We start from the raw sequence: 17,033 nt of genomic DNA, 5'->3' as shown, positions 1-17,033 counted from the left end.
ACACCAACCCCCGCCCCTATGTGTGGCACAAGACCGCCGACCAGATTCTCAACAGCCTCGCCAACTACTGCCGACGCATCAACGACTCAGGTCACTAGAGTCACACTGATAAAGCGCATAAACGCTGAAACGAAGGGCAATTCAGATGAGCAGCAACGAAACGCCGCGCGGTCCGATCGACTCGTCCCGCATCCCGCGGTACGCCGGGCCCGCGACCTTCGCCCGGCTGCCCCGCCTCGACGAGGTCGGCACCGCCGATGTCGCCGTCGTCGGTGTGCCCTTCGACAGCGGTGTGTCCTACCGCCCCGGCGCCCGCTTCGGCGGCAACGCCATCCGCGAGGCCTCCCGCCTCCTTCGCCCGTACAACCCGGCGCAGGACGCCTCGCCCTTCGCGCTCGCCCAGGTCGCCGACGCCGGTGACATCGCGGCCAACCCGTTCAACATCAACGAGGCCGTCGAGACCATCGAGGCCGCCGCTGATGATCTTCTCGGGACGGGCGCCCGCATGATGACGCTCGGCGGTGACCACACCATCGCGCTGCCGCTGCTCCGCTCGGTCGCCAAGAAGCACGGCCCGGTCGCGCTGCTCCACTTCGACGCGCACCTCGACACCTGGGACACCTACTTCGGCGCCGAGTACACCCACGGCACCCCGTTCCGCCGGGCCGTCGAGGAGGGCATCCTCGACACCGAGGCGCTCTCCCACGTCGGCACCCGCGGCCCGCTGTACGGCAAGCAGGACCTGACCGACGACGAGAAGATGGGCTTCGGCATCGTCACCTCCGCCGACGTCTACCGGCGCGGCGCCGACGAGGTCGCCGACCAGCTGCGCCAGCGCATCGGCGACCGCCCGCTCTACATCTCCATCGACATCGACTGCCTCGACCCGGCCCACGCGCCCGGCACCGGCACCCCCGAGGCCGGCGGCATGACCTCGCGCGAGCTCCTGGAGATCCTGCGGGGCCTCGCTTCCTGCAACCTGGTCTCCGCCGACGTCGTCGAGGTCGCCCCGGCCTACGACCACGCCGAGATCACCAGCGTGGCCGCCTCGCACACCGCCTACGAGCTGACGACGATCATGTCCCGCCAGATCGCGGCGTCCCGGACCGCCTGATGACCCACGACCACGACGTGGTGCTGCGCCCGACCGAGGCGCAGACCGCTGCCGCCCTCAATCCTCCCGCCGGGCGGGGCGGCGGTGACCTGGTCGTCGAGACCCTCGCGGGCCTCGGCGCCACCACCGTGTTCGGACTGCCGGGCCAGCACGCGCTCGGCATGTTCGACGCGCTGCGCCGCTCGGACCTCGACTACATCGGGCTCAGGGTCGAGAACAACGCGGGCTTCGCGGCCGACGCGTACGGCCGGATCACCGGCGAGGCGGCCCCGCTGCTGCTCTCGACCGGCCCCGGCGCGCTGACCTCCCTTGCCGCGCTCCAAGAGGCGGCGGCCGCCTCGTCCCCGGTCATCGCCATCTCAAGTCAGGTCCCCACGGCGGGACTTGGCGGCGGACGGCACGGCTATCTGCACGAGCTGCGCGACCAGAAGGCGTCCTTCCGTGACGTCGTGAAGTCCGTCCATACGGTGCGCAGCCAGTCGCAGATTCCGTCGGCGATCGCCGCGGCCTGGGAGTCGGCGCTGACCGCGCCGCACGGGCCGGTGTGGGTGGAGATCCCGCAGGACGTGCTCCTCGCGGAGACACTCCTGCCCGTCGTCACTCCCATGGACGCCTTCCCCGAAGACATCGTCCCCCGCCCCGAACTGACCGCCGTGGCAGCCGGGTTGATGGCCAACGCGGCCCGCCCGGTGATCATCGCGGGCGGCGGAGTCGTACGCGCCGACGCCTCGGGCAAGCTCCTCGCGCTCGCCGAGAAGCTGGACGCGCCGGTCGTGACGACCTTCGGCGGCAAGGGCGCCTTCCCCTGGGAGCACCCGCTCTCGCTCCAGTCCTGGCTGGAGGACCGGCACACCACGGACTTCCTTGAGGACGCGGACGTCCTGCTCGTGGTCGGCTCCGGGCTCGGCGAGCTGTCGTCGAACTATCACACCTTCCAGCCGCGCGGCCGGATCATCCAGATCGAGGCCGACCTCGGCAAGCTGGAGTCCAACCACCCGGCCCTCGGCATCCACGCGGACGCCCGCATCGCCCTCCAGGCCCTGCTCGAAACGGTCCCGGACCGTACGGACGCGACGGCGGCCGAGCGGGTACGGACCGTCCTGGCGAAGGTACGGGCCCGTATCGACGCGCAGGACCTCGGCGAGGAGCAGCGCATCCTGGCCGCCGTGCGCGAGGCCCTGCCCGCGGGGGCGCCCAGCTTCTGGGACATGACGATCCTCGCGTACTGGGCCTGGTCCGCCTGGCCCGGCGCGATGCACTCGGCGCAGGGCGCGGGGGGCCTCGGCTACGGCTTCCCGGCGGCGCTCGGTGCGGCCGTCGCCGACCCCGGCCGCCCGGTCCTCGCGGTGTCCGGCGACGGCGGGGCCATGTACTCGATCGCCGAGCTCGCCACCGCCAAGCAGTACGACCTGCCGGTCACCTGGCTGATCGTCGACGACGGCGGCTACGGCATCCTGCGCGAGTACATGACGGACACGTTCGGCGAGGCCACCGCCACCGAACTGGCCCGCCCGGACTTCGTCGCCCTCGCCGAGTCCTTCGGCGTCCCGGCGGTCCGCACGAGCGCGGACACCCTGACCGCCGACCTCTCCAAGGCGCTGGCCGCCCCTGGCCCCTCGGTGGTCGTGCTGCCCGCCCTCCTGAAGATGTTCGCGCCGACGCACCTGTAGCGCGCCGGGTGTGGTCCTAGTCCTTACGTCCCGTATTTGTTGCGGCGGGATGAAATCCGCAGGCCCCCGTGTTGGGGCTTGCGGCAGGACAGGTACCAACGGGAGGAATCACGTGACGGAGGGTGCGCAACAGGGGTGGGGGCGCAGGCTGACCGGGTACGCCTGGCGGTACCGGCGCAATGTCGTGCTGGCCCTCGGCTCGTCGCTCGGCGGCATGGCCGTCATGGCGCTCGTCCCGCTGATCACCAAGGTGGTCATCGACGACGTCATCGGCCACCACACGCGCTCCCTCGCCGTCTGGACCGGGCTCCTCATAGCCTCCGCCGTCGTGGTGTACGGGCTCACGTACATACGGCGGTACTACGGAGGGCGGCTCGCCCTCGACGTCCAGCACGACCTGCGCACCGAGATGTACGGCACGATCACCCGGCTCGACGGGCGGCGCCAGGACGAGCTGTCAACCGGGCAGGTCGTCGGGCGGGCCACCAGCGACCTCCAGCTGATCCAGGGCCTCCTCTTCATGTTGCCGATGACCATCGGCAACGTCCTGCTCTTCATCATCTCCATCGTGATCATGGCGTGGCTCTCGCCGCTGCTCACGCTGGTCGCCCTCGCCGTGGCGCCCGCCCTCTGGTTCATCGCCAAGCGCAGCCGCACCCGCCTCTTCCCCGCCACCTGGTACGCCCAGGGCCAGGCCGCCGCCGTCGCCGGGGTCGTCGACGGCGCCGTGTCCGGGGTCCGGGTCGTCAAGGGCTTCGGCCAGGAGGACCAGGAGACCGGCAAGCTGCGGGAGGTCGGGCGGTGCCTCTTCGCCGGGCGGCTTCGCACGATCAAGCTGAACTCCCGCTACACCCCGGCCCTCCAGGCCGTCCCCGCGCTCGGCCAGGTCGCGATGCTGGCGCTCGGCGGCTGGCTCGCCACGCGCGGTGAGATCACCCTTGGCACGTTCGTCGCGTTCTCCACCTACCTCGCCCAGCTCGTCGGGCCCGTCCGCATGCTCGCCATGGTGCTCACCGTCGGCCAGCAGGCCCGGGCCGGCGTCGAGCGGGTCCTGGAGCTCATCGACACCGAGCCCTCCATCGAGGACGGCAAGGAGGAGCTGTCGCCCGACGCCCCCGCCACCGTCGAATTCGACGACGTGAGCTTCGGCTACGACGACGAGCGGCCCGTCCTGAAGGGCTTCTCCCTCGACATCCGGCCCGGCGAGACCGTCGCCGTGGTCGGCTCGTCCGGCTCCGGCAAGTCCACCGTCTCGCTGCTCCTGCCCCGCTTCTACGACGTCTCGCACGGCGCCGTTCTCGTCGGCGGCCGCGACGTGCGCGAGCTGACCCTGTCCTCGCTGCGCGCCGCCATCGGACTCGTACCGGAGGACTCCTTCCTGTTCTCCGACACCGTCCGCGCCAACATCGCGTACGGAAAGCCGGACGCCACCCAGGAAGAGATCGAGAAGGCCGCGCGCGCCGCCCAGGCCGACCGGTTCATCGCCGAGCTTCCGGGCGGCTACGACACCGCCGTCGGCGAGCACGGCCTCACCCTCTCCGGCGGCCAGCGCCAGCGCCTCGCGCTCGCCCGCGCCATCCTCACCGACCCCCGCCTGCTCGTCCTGGACGACGCGACCTCGGCCGTCGACGCCCGCGTCGAGCACGAGATCCACGAGGCGCTGAAGTCGGTCATGGCGGGCCGCACCACCCTGCTCATCGCGCACCGCCGCTCCACCCTCGGCCTCGCCGACCGCATCGCCGTCCTCGACGGCGGACGCCTCGCCGCGATCGGCACCCACGAGGAACTCCAGCGCGACAGCGCCCTGTACCGCCGCCTGCTCACCGATCCCGACGAGCTGGGCGCCGTATCGCCCGGCCACCTCCCGGCCGCCCCGCTCGCGGACGAGGAAGACCACTCCGTACGGGACGAACTGGACGCGGAGTTCGACGTCGAGCGCGGCATCACCCCGCCGCTGTGGGTCCGGGAGGAGAAGGCGGATTCGGCGGCCCCCGGCGGCATGCCCGCCACGCCCGAGCTGCTCGCCCAGGTCGAGGCGCTGCCGCCCGCGACCGACACCCCCGGCATAGACGAGGCGAAGGCCGTCCAGGCCGAGGACTCCTACGGCCTGCGCAGGCTGCTGCGCGGCTTCGGCCTTCCCCTCCTCGTCAGCCTCCTCCTCGTCGCGATCGACGCGGGCGGCTCGCTGGTCCTGCCGGTCCTCATCCGGCACGGCATCGACCAGGGCGTCACCCAGCTCGCGCTCGGCGCGGTCTGGGCCGCCTCCGGGCTCGCGCTCGTCACCGTCGCCATCCAGTGGCTCGCCCAGACCGGCGAGACCCGGATGACCGGCCGCACCGGCGAACGCGTCCTCTACACCCTGCGCCTGAAGATCTTCGCGCAGCTCCAGCGGCTCGGACTCGACTACTACGAGCGGGAGTTGACCGGCCGGATCATGACCCGCATGACGACGGACGTGGACGCGCTTTCCACGTTCCTCCAGACGGGCCTGGTCACCGCGTTCGTCTCCGTCGTCACGTTCTTCGGCATCATGGTGGCGCTGCTCGTCATCGACATCGAGCTCGCCCTCGTCGTCTTCGCGACGCTTCCGCTGCTGATCGTCGGCACGTACTTCTTCCGCAAGAAGAGCGTGCAGGCCTACGAGCTCGCCCGCGAGCGGGTCAGCGCCGTCAACGCAGACCTCCAGGAGTCGGTGTCCGGGCTGCGCATCGTGCAGGCGTTCCGGCGCGAGCACGACGGGGCCGAGCGGTTCGCGGACCGCAGCGACCACTACCGCCAGGCGCGCGTGCGCGGCCAGTGGCTGATCTCGGTGTACTTCCCGTTCGTGCAGCTCCTGTCGTCGGTGGCTGCCGCGGCCGTGCTGATCGTGGGCGCGGGCCGGGTCGACAACGGCACCCTCACCACGGGCGCCCTGGTCGCGTACCTGCTGTACATCGACCTGTTCTTCGCCCCCGTACAGCAGCTCTCGCAGGTCTTCGACGGCTACCAGCAGGCGGCCGTCTCGCTGGGGCGCATCCAGGAACTGCTCCAGGAGAAGACCTCCACCGAGGAGGCCGCCGAGCCGCTCGACGTCCTGTCGCTGCGCGGCGAGATCGCCTTCGAGAACGTCGACTTCGCGTACGGCGACGACGAAGAGGCGCTGAGCGGGGTCGACGTCCGCATACCCGCGGGCCAGACCGTCGCGTTCGTCGGCGAGACCGGCGCCGGGAAGTCCACCCTCGTCAAGCTGGTCGCGCGGTTCTACGACCCGACGGGCGGCCGGGTCACCGCCGACGGCACGGACCTGCGCGACCTGGACATCACCGCCTACCGGCACCGGCTCGGCGTCGTCCCGCAGGAGGCGTACCTCTTCGAGGGCACGGTCCGCGACGCCATCGCGTACGGGCGGCCCGACGCGAGCGACGCCCAGGTGGAGGCGGCGGCCCGCGCGGTCGGCGCCCACGACATGATCGCCACGCTCGACGGCGGCTACCTCCACGAGGTCGCCGAGCGCGGCCGCAACCTCTCCGCGGGACAGCGGCAGCTGCTCGCGCTGGCCCGCGCCGAGCTCGTCGACCCTGACATCCTGCTGCTCGACGAGGCGACGGCTGCCCTGGACCTCGCGACAGAGGCCCAGGTCAACCAGGCCACCGAACGCCTCACCGGCCGCCGTACGACGCTGGTCGTCGCGCACCGCCTGACGACGGCGGCCCGCGCGGACCGGGTGATCGTGATGGACCACGGCCGGGTCGCCGAGGACGGCACGCACGATGAGCTCCTCGCCCTGGACGGCAAGTACGCCCGCCTGTGGCGCACGTTCGTCGGCGAGGCGGAGGCCGACGCCGTGGCCGTCTGACGGCCGTCTCACCCTGTGGGCCGCCCGGAGAACCATTCGGGCGGCCGGGCGCGTCCATCCCCACACATACGCTCAAGTGGCTGAAGGGTGCAAGCGTGTTCGGTGGGGTGGGCAACAGGAGGCTCCTGGGACCGGCGCTGGCCGTGCTCGTGGCGTCGGGCGGGCTTGTCGTGTTCGGGCCGGGCGGCGGCAGCGCGGCCGCGGCGGCCGCGTGTGCGGGGCGGCCGGTGAAGACGGTCGGGTTCAGTACGGGCGAGCTGCGGCTGTACAAGGGCAACGGGTACGCGTGCGCGGTGACCGCGGCGAAGACCCCGGGCGCCCGGCGCCAGATGTCGGTGACGATCCAGGCCCGGGGCGGCGCCCCGGCCGGCGACTCGGGCGCGTACACGAGGATGGCGGGCCCGGTCACCGTGCACTCGGGCGGCCGGTGCGTGCGGGCGGCCGGGGCGATAGCGGGGAGTTCGGCGGAGACGGGCTGGGTCTGCTGAGCCCTGCTGGACGAAAGCCCCTTGTGAAGGTCAACCGGGTCTGGCGGGGCGGGTGTTGCCCCCGCTAGGTTCGCGGGGCCACGATCCATGCCCACAGGGGCCCCACAGGGGAGTGTGAATGCGCAAGGCGCTCAGATGGCTGCTGTCGCTCGTCGTGCTGATAGGCACGATGACCGCGACGGGAGCCGCGGCAGGGGCGGCCACCGCCGCCGAGCCGGATATCAAGGACCGCATCCTGGCGATACCCGGGATGAGTCTCATAGAAGAGAAGCCGTACAGCGGCTACCGCTACTTCGTACTGAACTTCACGCAGCCCGTGGATCACGCCAATCCGTACAGCCGGGCCACCTTCCAGCAGCGAATCACCGTGCTGCACAAGGACGTTGACCGCCCGACGGTGATGTACACGAGCGGCTACGAGGTCTCCACGACGCCCAGCCGCACCGAGCCGACGCAGATCGTCGACGGCAACCAGGTCTCCGTCGAGTACCGGTTCTTCGCGCCGTCGCGGCCCACGCCCGCCGACTGGTCCAAGGACGACATCTGGCAGGCGGCCAGCGACCAGCACGCCATATTCCAGGCCCTGAAGCCGATCTACACCAAGAACTGGCTGACCACGGGCGCCTCGAAGGGCGGCATGACGGCCACGTACTACAAGCGGTTCTACCCGCGCGACATGGACGGCGTCGTCTCGTACGTTGCCCCCAACGACGTGGTGAACAACGAGGATTCGGCCTACGACCGGTTCTTCCGGACGGTCGGCACCAAGGAGTGCCGCGACAAGCTGGAGGGCGTGCAGCGCGAGGCGCTGGTGCGGCGCGGGTCCCTGGAGAAGAAGTACCAGGACTACGCGACCGCGAACGGCTACACCTTCAAGACGGTGGGCACGCTGGACAAGGCGTACGAGGCGGTCGTGCTCGACTACGTCTGGGGCTTCTGGCAGTACCACCTGCTTGCCGACTGCTCGACGATCCCGGCGGACGCGGCGCACGCCACCGACCAGGCGATCTGGGACTCCGTCGACACGATCTCCGGCTTCTCCTTCTACACCGACCAGGGCCTGTCCCCGTACACGGCGTACTACTACCAGGCCGGTACGCAGCTGGGCTCGCCCACCATCAAGCAGCCCTGGCTTGGCAAGCTGAGCCGCTACGGCTACCAGCCGCCGCGGAACTTCGTGCCGCGGGACATCCCGATGCGGTTCCAGCCGTGGGCGATGCGGGACGTCGACACGTGGGTCAAGCACCACGCGGACCACATGCTGTACGTGTACGGCCAGAACGACCCGTGGGGTGCGGAGCGATTCGCTCTGGGCGCGGGGGCACATGACTCCTACGTCTACACGGTGGCGGGCGGCAACCACGGCTCGAAGGTGGGCCTGCTGGCGCCGGACGCGAAGTCGGCGGCGACGGCGTCGATCCTGCGCTGGGCGGGGCTGAGCGGAGCGCCCGCGAAGCCGCAGGCCGGCTTTGACGCGAAGCTGGACGCGGCCCCGCTGCAGCGCGAACCGGCACTGCGCCCGTAGCCGGGGGGGGCTGGCCTGCCCGGGGCAATCCTGGCGGGCCAGCGTCCCTGGGGTTCCGCCCCAGACCCCGTTTTGCCCCCACCCCGCCCCTTCCCCTAGACCCTCCGGGGGTGGAAGTGGGCTGAGGTCCGTTCCGGGGGAGCCGCCCCCGGAGGGTCTCGGGAAGGGGCGGGGGGGGGAAAGGTCACACCCGACGAGCGCAGCCCACCGCCCCCTGACCCCCCGTCAGCTGCACGTACAGCGCCGTCGAAGAAGCGCACGCCGCACGGCTCGGAACCGCCGACACCACTCGGTACTGCGGCGCACGCACCCCCGACCCGTCGCACGCCGTCTCCTTCACCTGGTCCGCGCCCGCCGCGTACACGCAGTCCCCCACCACCGTGTACGGCCCGCCCCCCATCCCGGGGTCGCCCGGATGCGGCGCCTCCAGGTTGCGCATGCAGGCGTACCCCCGCGACACGCTCCCGTCCCCGCTCGCCGCCGCCGACGGCACGCTCTCGGACACGTACAGCACGAAGTCCGTGTACAGCGGGCAGTCCACCACCGCCCCTTTCGCCACCGCCCCGTCCCGGCGGGCCAGGACCTTCGCCACCGCCCGCTCGCTCGTGCAGGGCACCTCGTGGAAGTCCTTCGTGTCGCCCACCGCCCCCTCGCGCGAGGCGCACCCGCCCGTGGCGAGGAACGGTCCCGATGAAGGCAAGGACGAAGCCGAGGACGATGCCGAAGGCGAACCCGACGGTGACACCGTCGACAGCTCCGTCGCCGAGCCGCCGCCCCCCACTCCCCGGCACCCCAACGCCGTGAGCAGCAACAGGCACACCAAACACGCCAAACGGTACGTACGCATACGACCCCCCAGAACCCCCCGGATACGACCCAAGCGTGACCCGTGGGAGCGGGTGCACGCCAGGTGTCCGGGGGGCTTTGCGTCACTTGGGGGTGGTGGGCCGGGGCTGCGGCGTACGGCTAGTACGACAGGCCGTAGCCGATCGGATAGAGATCTTGCGTAGGGTCGTCGGCGCGGGGGACCGCGACCGGGAGGCGGCCGGTTGGGCGGGCCCGGCCGGCCAACACCCTTGCTGCCGCCCGGAGTTCGACGTCCGTCCAGCAGTACGTCGCCAGCGAGGCCGCGTACCCGGTCGCCAAGTATGCGATGTCGTACGGGTTGCGGAGGGCGAGGTGGATCACCGGCACGCCCGTTGCGACCAGCGCCGCCACCAGCCTGCTCTGCGCGCCGCCCGCCCCCGCGTCGTACGTGCCCACGATCACCGCGTCCTGGCCCGAAGCGGCCGCGACCGCCGCCTCGATCTGGGCCGGCGACGGCAGCGTGCCCGTGGGCAACACCGTTGTGCGGAAGCCCAGTTCGGTCAGGGCCGAGGAGAGGATCGCCGTCGGAGGGCCCGTGGTGCCCGACGGGGAGTCAGGGTCGGCGCCCGCGATCAAGACGCGGTCGTGGCTGGAGAGGGGGAGCAGGCCGTGCGGGTTGGCCAGCAGGGTCGTCGTGCGTTCGGCGATCTCGTCGGCTGCGGCCAGATGCGCCCGCCTGCCGACCGTCCGGTCCACGCCCCGCGCGGTGACATACGGGCGGGTGAACAGACCCCGCCGGTCCTTCAGCCGCAGGATGCGGAGGATCGATTCGTCCAGGCGGGATTCCGGCAGTTCGCCGCTTGCCACGGCCGCGCGCACCCCGCTCACCGCCACGTCCAGCTTTGGTGGGTCCAGGAGCTGGTCCACGCCCGCCTTCAGGGCGAGCACGGGCACCCGGTCGTCGCCGTACTTGTCGCGCACGCCCTGCATGCCCAGCGAGTCCGTGATCACGACCCCGTCGTAGCCGAGCTGTTCGCGCAGGATGCCGGTCAGGATCGGGTGCGAGAGCGTGGCCGGGTCGTTGCTCGGGTCCAGGGCCGGGAACTGGATGTGGGCCGTCATGATCGCGTCGATCCCGGCGTCGATCGCGGCCTTGAACGGCGGAGCGTCCAGCCGCTCCCACTGCTCCCGGGTGTGCGTGATCACCGGGATGCCGGTGTGGCTGTCGACGCTGGTGTCGCCGTGCCCCGGGAAGTGCTTGGCGGTCGCGGCGACCGAGGAGTCCTGATAGCCGCGCACCTCGGCCGCGACCATGCGGGCCACGGCCGCGGGATCCGCGCCGAAGGACCGTACGCCGATCACCGGGTTGGCCGGGTTGATGTTCACGTCGGCGTCCGGGGAGTAGTCCTGCCGGATGCCGATCGCCGCGAGCTCCGCGCCCGAGATGCGGCCCAGCGTGCGGGCGTCCCCGGTCGAGCCGCCCGCGCCCATCGCCATCGCGCCGGGGAAGAGCGTGGCCGGCCTGCCGACCCGGCACACCGCGCCGTGCTCCTGGTCGGTCGCGATCAGCAGCGGCAGCGGGACGCGCTGGGCGAGACCGGCGGCCTGGATGCCGTTGGAGAGGTCGGCGATCTGGTGCGGGTCGCGGGTGTTGTGCGCCCAGGTGAAGTAGATGATGCCGCCGACGTGGTACTTCGCGATCAGCTCGGCGGCGTCGCGCACCCCGAGCTCGCGGAGGTTGGCGTCGATGTCCGCCTGGTCGGGGGCGGTCGCGGAGTGCCCGTACACCCGCATCACGAAGAGCTGGCCGATCTTCTCCTCGACCGACATGCGGGCGATGATCGCGCGAAGCCGGCGGTCGGTGGTGGCGGCGTCCGAGGCGCGGGCGGGGAACTGGGAGCCCAGGGCGGTTATGGCGGCCACTGCGGCGGTGGTGGTCAGGAGGCTGCGTCTTGAGGTGCGGTGCTGCACGTGCGCTCCTTCCAGCGGTGTTGCCCAGGGAAGCGGAAGAGACTTCCGAAGTGGAAGCGACTTCCGTAGCGGAAGCGACTCCAAAGTGGAAGAAACTTCCAAGGCGAACCGTTATCCGGAAAGTTATTGCCAGTCAAGGCTATGCGCACAAGGCCGTACGGCGTGGCTCTGCCATCAGAGGGGCATCAGGGGGACATCAGGAGGGCATCGGAGGGAGGGGCCGCCACCGGTGCAGTCGGAGGGGTTCGCACCGATGGCGGCGTGCTGCCGGCCGCAGGCGGCTGGAGAGGGGGTCGGCGCTCGCGGCCAGCGGCGATGCCGACACCGCTCTGCGGAGACTCACCGGCAGTACGTACGTTGGACGGAGGCGGCCCCGGGTGGGTTCCCTCCCCGTCCCCAATTCGCCGAATTGGTATGGAAGTTGACCAGGTGGCGGACGTTCGGCGCGACGGTCTGATGGGCCGACGAGGCGACGGTTCGGCGCCGATCGAGGTGATGCACCGGCGCCGCTCGCGGCGATGCGCCGCACCCCCGTGGCGCGCATCGCCTCGCACCGGTGTTGCTACCAGGCCGCGCCCGCGATCTGCCGCGTCGTGGCGTTGAGCCGGTTGAAGAGGTTGGTCACGCCGATCATGAGGACCAGCGAGGCGAGCCCCTTCTCGTCGTAGTGCCGGGCCGCCTCGTCCCACACCTCGTCGGACACCGCGTCCGGGCGGTCGGCGAGCCGGGTGGCGGCCTCGGCCAGCGCGAGCGCCGCCCGCTCGGCGTCGCTGAAGTACGGCGCCTCCCGCCACGTGACGACGGTGGCCAGCTGGTCCTCGCTCACCCCGTTCTTGCGGGCGCTCGTGACGCCGCCGTAGACGCACGGCGCGCATCCGTTGATCTGGCTGGCCCGCAGGTGCACCAGCTCCAGGGTGGACTCGTCCACCCCGCCTTCCTTGGCGGCCTTGATCACGCTCAGAATGGCCGGCATCGCGCTGGGGATGACCTGTGCGGGGTTCGTCATACGTGCCTGCATGGCTGCGACTCCTGTATCTGGCGGGCCTGCTTCGTCCTTCGCTTTCACTGCCCTGACGCGCGGGGGTACGGGGATGTGACAGTCGCGCCCAATTTCTTTTTCGAGCCCCTGCATGGCTTCCTCCCCGGGGCGCGGCATGACGTACGGCTCCCACGTCCGCCCACCGTCCCGCGACACCCGCAACGCCAGCGCGGGCCCCGCTACCAGTTGCCCCCATGTCGGACGGCCTTCTCCCTCAGCCATGCGCGCACTTCCCCTTCTTCCTGCGGAGAGGCCGGGCGCAGATCGCCCACGGCGACGGTCGCGACGAAGTACACGAACCGGACGCGCCGCCAGTCACCGTCCGTGCCGATCACCTTGCCGGGTCCGTACACATCCGTACCGGTGTGGGCGACGAACGCCCCCATGGCGTGGGCTCCCATACGACTGCCTCTCACTGTGTGTGCTGTTCCACTTACAGCGTGAGGTCACTATCCGTACGCTGGCTAGTGCACAGAGCGTGACAACGCAGCCTGCACGCAAAGGAGTTGGTGTCGTGGCAATCGAGGACAACCCCGTTTCCCGCATCAAGTACGGCGAGGAACTCAGGGCCCGGAGGGAGGCGGCCGGGCTCACGCAGGAAGAGCTCAGCGAGCGTGCGGTGATGTCGCGCACGCACATCGCCCACATCGAGGCGGGGCGGAGGCGGCCGACTCTGGACGATGCGCGTCGGCTGGACAAGGTGCTGGGTACTGATGGGTTTTTCGAGCGGTTCCTGCCGACGCTGGATGGCCGCAGTGTGGCTGAACACTTCGCAGAAGCGCTGGAGTTCGAGGGCCAGGCCTCGGTGATCCGCGTATACGGACCCAAGCTGGTGCCCGGAATTCTTCAGACGGAGGCGTACGCGCGCGAAGTGCTCAGCTCGGGGCATCCGCCAAGGAGCGATGAGGAGCGTGACAAGCTGCTCAGCACCCGCCTCGAACGGGCCCGCATACTCGACAAGTTCAGCTCGCCCGTGGTGTGGGCGCTGATCGACGAGGATGTGCTGCGACGCCCTATCGGCGGTCCGTCCGTGATGTGCGAACAGCTGCGACACATCGCGGCGTTGGGAGAGTGCCGCCGTATCCGTGTGCACGTGCTCCCCTTCGCGGCGGGAGCCCACGCGTTGCTGGAGGGCGTGGTTTCTCTGATGTGGTTCGAGGAACTCCCGCCCGTCGCCTACGTGGAGGCCTTGAATACCGGCAGGGTATGGGAACTCCCGTCCGTGGTCCGGGACTGCCAGGTGGCTTACGATCACGCCCTCGGGGACGCGTTGTCGCACCGGAAGTCTCTGGCGCTGATCAAGTCCGTGGCGGAGGATTACGGGCATGGAGCGCAGTGAGCAGATAGTCCCCGACGCCTCGGTGTTGCCCGCCTGGCGGAAGTCCAGCTACAGCGGCGGCGAGAGCGGCGCATGCCTGGAAGTCAGCGAGGCGTACGCGACCTGGCGGAAGTCCTCGTACAGCGGTGCAAGTGGCGGCGACTGCCTGGAGTTCAGCGACTCCTGCTCGGGGTGCGTGCCCGTGCGGGACAGCAAGAACCCGACCGGGCCCGCTGTCGTGTTCGGGGCGGGGGCCTGGACCTCGTTCGTGGAGGCGGTCAAGGCTGACGGGGTCAGCGGCTGAGGTTCGCCCACGCTTCCCGGAGGGCGTGAACCGCAGCCCTGATCGCCGGGCGGCGGGCCGCTCCCGTGCGCCAGAGTGCGTACAGGTGGCGAGTCGGTACCGGGTCGAGGTGTAGGGCCACGACGCCCTCGGGAAGCGGGCCCCGGCCCAGTCGTGGGATCAGGGCTATGCCCAACCCGGCTGCCACCAGGGCGAGTTGGGTGTGGTACTCGGCCGCCTGGTGGCGCAGATCGGGCTCGTGGCCGTCGGCGCGCAGGGTGCGTACGAGCCAGTCGTGGCAGACCGAGCCGGGTGGCTGGCAGATCCAGGGCTCGTGGGTGAGGTCGGCGCGGCGGATCGCGGGGCGGGCGGCCAGGGGGTGGCCCGCCGGGACCAGTACGTCGCAGTGGTCGTCGCCGATGGATGCGTGCTCGACGCCCTCGGGGGCGGGCAGTGGGGCGATGTCCCAGTCGTGTGCGACGGCCAGATCGATGACGCCCTTGGCCACCAGGTCGACCGAGACGTGCGGGTCGACTTCGGACAACCTCGTTTCCAGAGTGGGGTGTTGGCGGGTCAGGGAGGCGAGGGCTGCCGGGAGCAGGCCGCGCGCCGCTGTCGCGAAGGCGCCCACCGTGAGGCGTCCGGTGGGCAGGCCGCGCCGCTCTTCGAGCGTGGTCTCCGTACGCTCGACGATGTCCATCAACTCCCTTGCTGCAGAAGCGAGATGGAGTGCGTCCTCGGTGAGGGCGATGCCCCGGCCGCGCCGCTCCAGGAGGGTCGTACGGGTCTCGCGCTCCAGCTTGGTGATCTGCTGGGAGATCGCGGACGGGGTGTAGCCGAGCGCGGCGGCAGCGGCGGCGACCGAGCCGTGGACGTGGACCGCGTGCAGTGCGCGCAGCCGGGCCAGATCGAGCACGAGCCCCTCCTGGGATTAAGCGTTGCTTCATCCCATCATCAAGGAATCCGCGCTGGTGCTGAATGGTCGGGGGCGGTGATCCTCGACGCATGCGTCCCGTACACATCGCCCTCGCCGTGCTTGTCACTGCCGTCTGGGGGGTCAACTTCGTCGTCATCGACGTGGGCCTCGGCCACTTCCCGCCGCTGCTGTTCTCCGCCCTGCGTTTCCTGGTCGCGGCGCTGCCCGCCGTGTTCTTCGTGGGGCGGCCCAAGGTGGCCTGGAAGTGGATCGTGGCGGTGGGGCTGGTGCTGGGGGTGGCGAAGTTCGGGCTGCTGTTCATCGGGATGAGCCAGGGAATGCCGGCCGGTCTTTCGTCCCTCGTCCTTCAGATCCAGGCTGTGTTCACGGCGGTCGTGGCGATGACCGTACTGGGGGAACGTCCGGGCCGCGTACGGCTGTTGGGGATGGGTGTGGCGCTGGCGGGGATCGTCGTGGCGGGGGTGGACGAGGGGTCGGGCGGCCCGCTGCTCGCCTTCGCGCTGACGGTGGGGGCGGCGGCGTGCTGGGGCGTGTCGAACGTACTGACCCGCAAGGCGGCCCCGCCGGACGCGCTGAACTTCATGGTGTGGGTGTCGGTGGTCCCCGTACTCCCGCTGCTGGTCCTTTCGCTGCTCTTCGAGGGGCCGGGGCGGGCTGCCGAGGCGCTGGCGGGGTTCGACTGGAGCGGGGCGGGGGCGCTGGTGTACGTGGCATGGATCAGTACGGTGTTCGGCTTCGGGGCGTGGGGGATGCTGCTGCGCCGCTACCCGGCGTCGTCGGTGGCGCCGTTCAGCCTGCTGGTGCCGGTGTTCGGGATGTCGTCGGCGGCGGTGCTCCTTGGGGAGTCGGTGACGCCGCTGCGGTGGTGTGCGGCGGCGCTGCTTGTGGGCGGGGTGGGCCTTACTTCGCTGTCCCGGCCAGCAGTTGCGTCAGGTACTCCCGTCCGGCTTGGAGCAGCCCCGGGAGGGGGGCGGCCTCGGGATACCAGCGCTTCTCGTACTCCCAGCAGACCCAGCCGTCCGGCGGCAGCAGAGCGAGGCACTCGCTGAGGGGGAGTACGCCCTTGCCGAGGGGGAGGGGGGTGGTGTCGCTCGCCGACGCGATGTCCTTCACCTGGGTGTAGCCGAGGTGGGGTGCGAGGTGTCCGTAGGACTCGGCGGGGGTCTCGCCGCCGAGCCAGGTGTGCATGACGTCCCAGAGGGCGCCGACGCTCTTTCCGTCTCCGAGGCGGTTTACTGCGCGGTTCAGGACTCGGGCGGTTGCTTCGCCTGTGCGGTGGGAGTCGTGGGTTTCGAGGAGGATGCGGATGCCGGTGGCGGCTGCGTGCTGGGCGGCTTCGGCCAGTCGTTGGACGGCTGTGTCGTCGGCGTCGGCGTCGGCGTCGGTGTCGGCGTTGTCGGCGTTGTCGGACCCGCCGGTCGCGCCGGTCGCTCCGGTTGCTCCGGGGAAGACGCGGATGTAGCTGGCTCCCAAGTCTCTTGCGAGGGTGAGGAGTTGGGGGAGGTCGGCGTCGTCGTGCGGGTCTGCGACTCGGGCGTAGCCGGCGATGGAGAGGATCTCGATGCCGGATGCCTTGAACTCGGCGGTGATTGCCTTGCGTTGGGCGGGGTCGAGGTGGGGGTGGATGTGGGATTCGGGGTGGGCACGGAGTTCTACGCCGTGGTAGCCGGTGCGGGCGGCCAGGCGGGCGACCTCGGGGATCGGCATGCCGGGGAGGCCTAGGGTGGAGAGGGCGAACTTCATGGGGGCGGGTCCTTTCGGCTCGGGGGGATTTTCCCCCACCCCGCCCCTTCCCGCTGTGACACTGTGCGGCTCCGCCGCGTGGCCTCCGGGGGTTGAAGCCCCTGGGGCTCCGCCCCAGACCCCGGGAGGCCCCACCCCACCCCGTCCCGAGACCCTCCGGGGGTGTCGTTCGGCTGTTGCCTGGTGGTCGTTCCCTGGGGCTCTGCCCCAGACCCCGTTCGCGCCTGAAGGGCGCTCGTCCTCAAACTCCCCCAAGGCCTCAAGGGCCAGGGGGGACCCCATGACGGGCTGAAGATGCCAGGA

The 17,033-nt window shown here is 70.8% G+C and carries 13 protein-coding genes and 1 pseudogene; 8 read left to right on the top strand and 6 right to left on the bottom strand.

Features of this window, described 5'->3' with window-relative positions; genetic code table 11:
- Positions 1-145: 145 nt before the first annotated feature.
- From speB to ADK54_RS05070, 5 genes are all read left to right on the top strand, one after another.
- Positions 146-1,114: an agmatinase gene (speB, locus tag ADK54_RS05090; protein ID WP_053724308.1), complete on the top strand. Its 969-nt coding sequence runs from the start codon at positions 146-148 to the stop codon at positions 1,112-1,114.
- Positions 1,114-2,784, top strand: a complete 1,671-nt coding sequence (locus ADK54_RS05085; protein WP_053724307.1) for a thiamine pyrophosphate-binding protein — start codon at positions 1,114-1,116, stop codon at positions 2,782-2,784. Before speB ends, ADK54_RS05085 begins: the two co-directional genes overlap by 1 nt.
- Before the next feature lie 112 nt (positions 2,785-2,896).
- Positions 2,897-6,619: an ABC transporter ATP-binding protein gene (locus tag ADK54_RS05080; RefSeq protein ID WP_053724306.1), complete on the top strand. Its 3,723-nt coding sequence runs from the start codon at positions 2,897-2,899 to the stop codon at positions 6,617-6,619.
- Positions 6,620-6,714: 95 nt separating this feature from the next.
- On the top strand, positions 6,715-7,107 hold the full coding sequence (locus ADK54_RS05075; protein WP_234391925.1) for a hypothetical protein: 393 nt from the start codon (positions 6,715-6,717) through the stop codon (positions 7,105-7,107).
- A gap of 118 nt (positions 7,108-7,225) precedes the next feature.
- On the top strand, positions 7,226-8,632 hold the full coding sequence (locus tag ADK54_RS05070; RefSeq protein ID WP_053724305.1) for a S28 family serine protease: 1,407 nt from the start codon (positions 7,226-7,228) through the stop codon (positions 8,630-8,632).
- Between the two features lie 184 nt (positions 8,633-8,816).
- Here ADK54_RS05070 and ADK54_RS05065 read toward each other — a convergent pair whose 3' ends face one another.
- The 4 genes from ADK54_RS05065 to ADK54_RS05050 all read right to left on the bottom strand — a co-directional run bounded on the left by ADK54_RS05065 (position 8,817) and on the right by ADK54_RS05050 (position 12,835).
- On the bottom strand, positions 8,817-9,332 hold the full coding sequence (locus tag ADK54_RS05065) for a hypothetical protein (RefSeq protein ID WP_324610134.1): 516 nt from the start codon (positions 9,330-9,332) through the stop codon (positions 8,817-8,819).
- A 266-nt stretch (positions 9,333-9,598) separates the two neighbouring features.
- On the bottom strand, positions 9,599-11,410 hold the full coding sequence (locus ADK54_RS05060) for a glycoside hydrolase family 3 protein (RefSeq protein WP_053724303.1): 1,812 nt from the start codon (positions 11,408-11,410) through the stop codon (positions 9,599-9,601).
- Between the two features lie 562 nt (positions 11,411-11,972).
- Positions 11,973-12,428: a carboxymuconolactone decarboxylase family protein gene (locus tag ADK54_RS05055; RefSeq protein ID WP_053724302.1), complete on the bottom strand. Its 456-nt coding sequence runs from the start codon at positions 12,426-12,428 to the stop codon at positions 11,973-11,975.
- A 200-nt stretch (positions 12,429-12,628) separates the two neighbouring features.
- Entirely contained in the window at positions 12,629-12,835 is a 207-nt protein-coding gene (locus ADK54_RS05050) for a hypothetical protein (protein ID WP_234391924.1), read from the bottom strand.
- A gap of 128 nt (positions 12,836-12,963) precedes the next feature.
- Here ADK54_RS05050 and ADK54_RS05045 point away from each other — a divergent pair, with 128 nt between their 5' ends.
- Positions 12,964-13,788 carry a helix-turn-helix domain-containing protein gene (locus ADK54_RS05045; protein ID WP_053724300.1) on the top strand — a complete coding sequence of 275 codons (825 nt, stop codon included), beginning with the start codon at positions 12,964-12,966 and terminating at the stop codon, positions 13,786-13,788.
- Positions 13,775-14,071, top strand: coding sequence for a DUF397 domain-containing protein (locus tag ADK54_RS05040; protein ID WP_053724299.1), 297 nt, complete (start codon positions 13,775-13,777; stop codon positions 14,069-14,071). The genes ADK54_RS05045 and ADK54_RS05040 overlap by 14 nt, the downstream gene beginning before the upstream one ends.
- On the opposite strand, the gene ADK54_RS05035 is transcribed toward ADK54_RS05040, so the two are convergent.
- On the bottom strand, positions 14,061-14,966 hold the full coding sequence (locus ADK54_RS05035) for a LysR family transcriptional regulator (protein ID WP_053724298.1): 906 nt from the start codon (positions 14,964-14,966) through the stop codon (positions 14,061-14,063). The two genes, ADK54_RS05040 and ADK54_RS05035, sit on opposite strands and share 11 nt — an antisense overlap.
- 89 nt (positions 14,967-15,055) lie before the next feature.
- On the opposite strand from ADK54_RS05035, the gene ADK54_RS42900 reads away from it, so the two are divergent.
- On the top strand, positions 15,056-16,036 hold the full coding sequence (locus tag ADK54_RS42900) for an EamA family transporter (RefSeq protein WP_078966133.1): 981 nt from the start codon (positions 15,056-15,058) through the stop codon (positions 16,034-16,036).
- Here the strand turns inward: ADK54_RS42900 and ADK54_RS47240 are convergent.
- A pseudogene (locus ADK54_RS47240) lies at positions 15,975-16,694 on the bottom strand (sugar phosphate isomerase/epimerase family protein); the annotation flags it as partial. The gene ADK54_RS42900 and the pseudogene ADK54_RS47240 overlap by 62 nt on opposite strands.
- Positions 16,695-17,033: the final 339 nt, after the last annotated feature.

Origin of the sequence: Streptomyces sp. WM6378 (assembly GCF_001279695.1) — a bacterium.
GTDB lineage: Bacteria > Actinomycetota > Actinomycetes > Streptomycetales > Streptomycetaceae > Streptomyces.
The sequence above is the reverse complement of the archived record's forward strand: the minus strand, read 5'-3'. Positions and strand labels throughout refer to the sequence as shown.

What these genes read in the sequence shown, in the direction of transcription:
- ADK54_RS05085 (WP_053724307.1), top strand. Translation starts at nt 1,114, where the DNA reads ATGACCCACGACCACGACGTGGTGCTGCGCCCGACCGAGGCGCAGACC.
- ADK54_RS42900 (WP_078966133.1), top strand. Translation starts at nt 15,056, where the DNA reads ATGCGTCCCGTACACATCGCCCTCGCCGTGCTTGTCACTGCCGTCTGG.
- ADK54_RS05040 (WP_053724299.1), top strand. Translation starts at nt 13,775, where the DNA reads ATGGAGCGCAGTGAGCAGATAGTCCCCGACGCCTCGGTGTTGCCCGCC.
- ADK54_RS05050 (WP_234391924.1), bottom strand. Translation starts at nt 12,835, where the DNA reads ATGGGGGCGTTCGTCGCCCACACCGGTACGGATGTGTACGGACCCGGC.
- speB (WP_053724308.1), top strand. Translation starts at nt 146, where the DNA reads ATGAGCAGCAACGAAACGCCGCGCGGTCCGATCGACTCGTCCCGCATC.
- ADK54_RS05070 (WP_053724305.1), top strand. Translation starts at nt 7,226, where the DNA reads ATGCGCAAGGCGCTCAGATGGCTGCTGTCGCTCGTCGTGCTGATAGGC.
- ADK54_RS05055 (WP_053724302.1), bottom strand. Translation starts at nt 12,428, where the DNA reads ATGCAGGCACGTATGACGAACCCCGCACAGGTCATCCCCAGCGCGATG.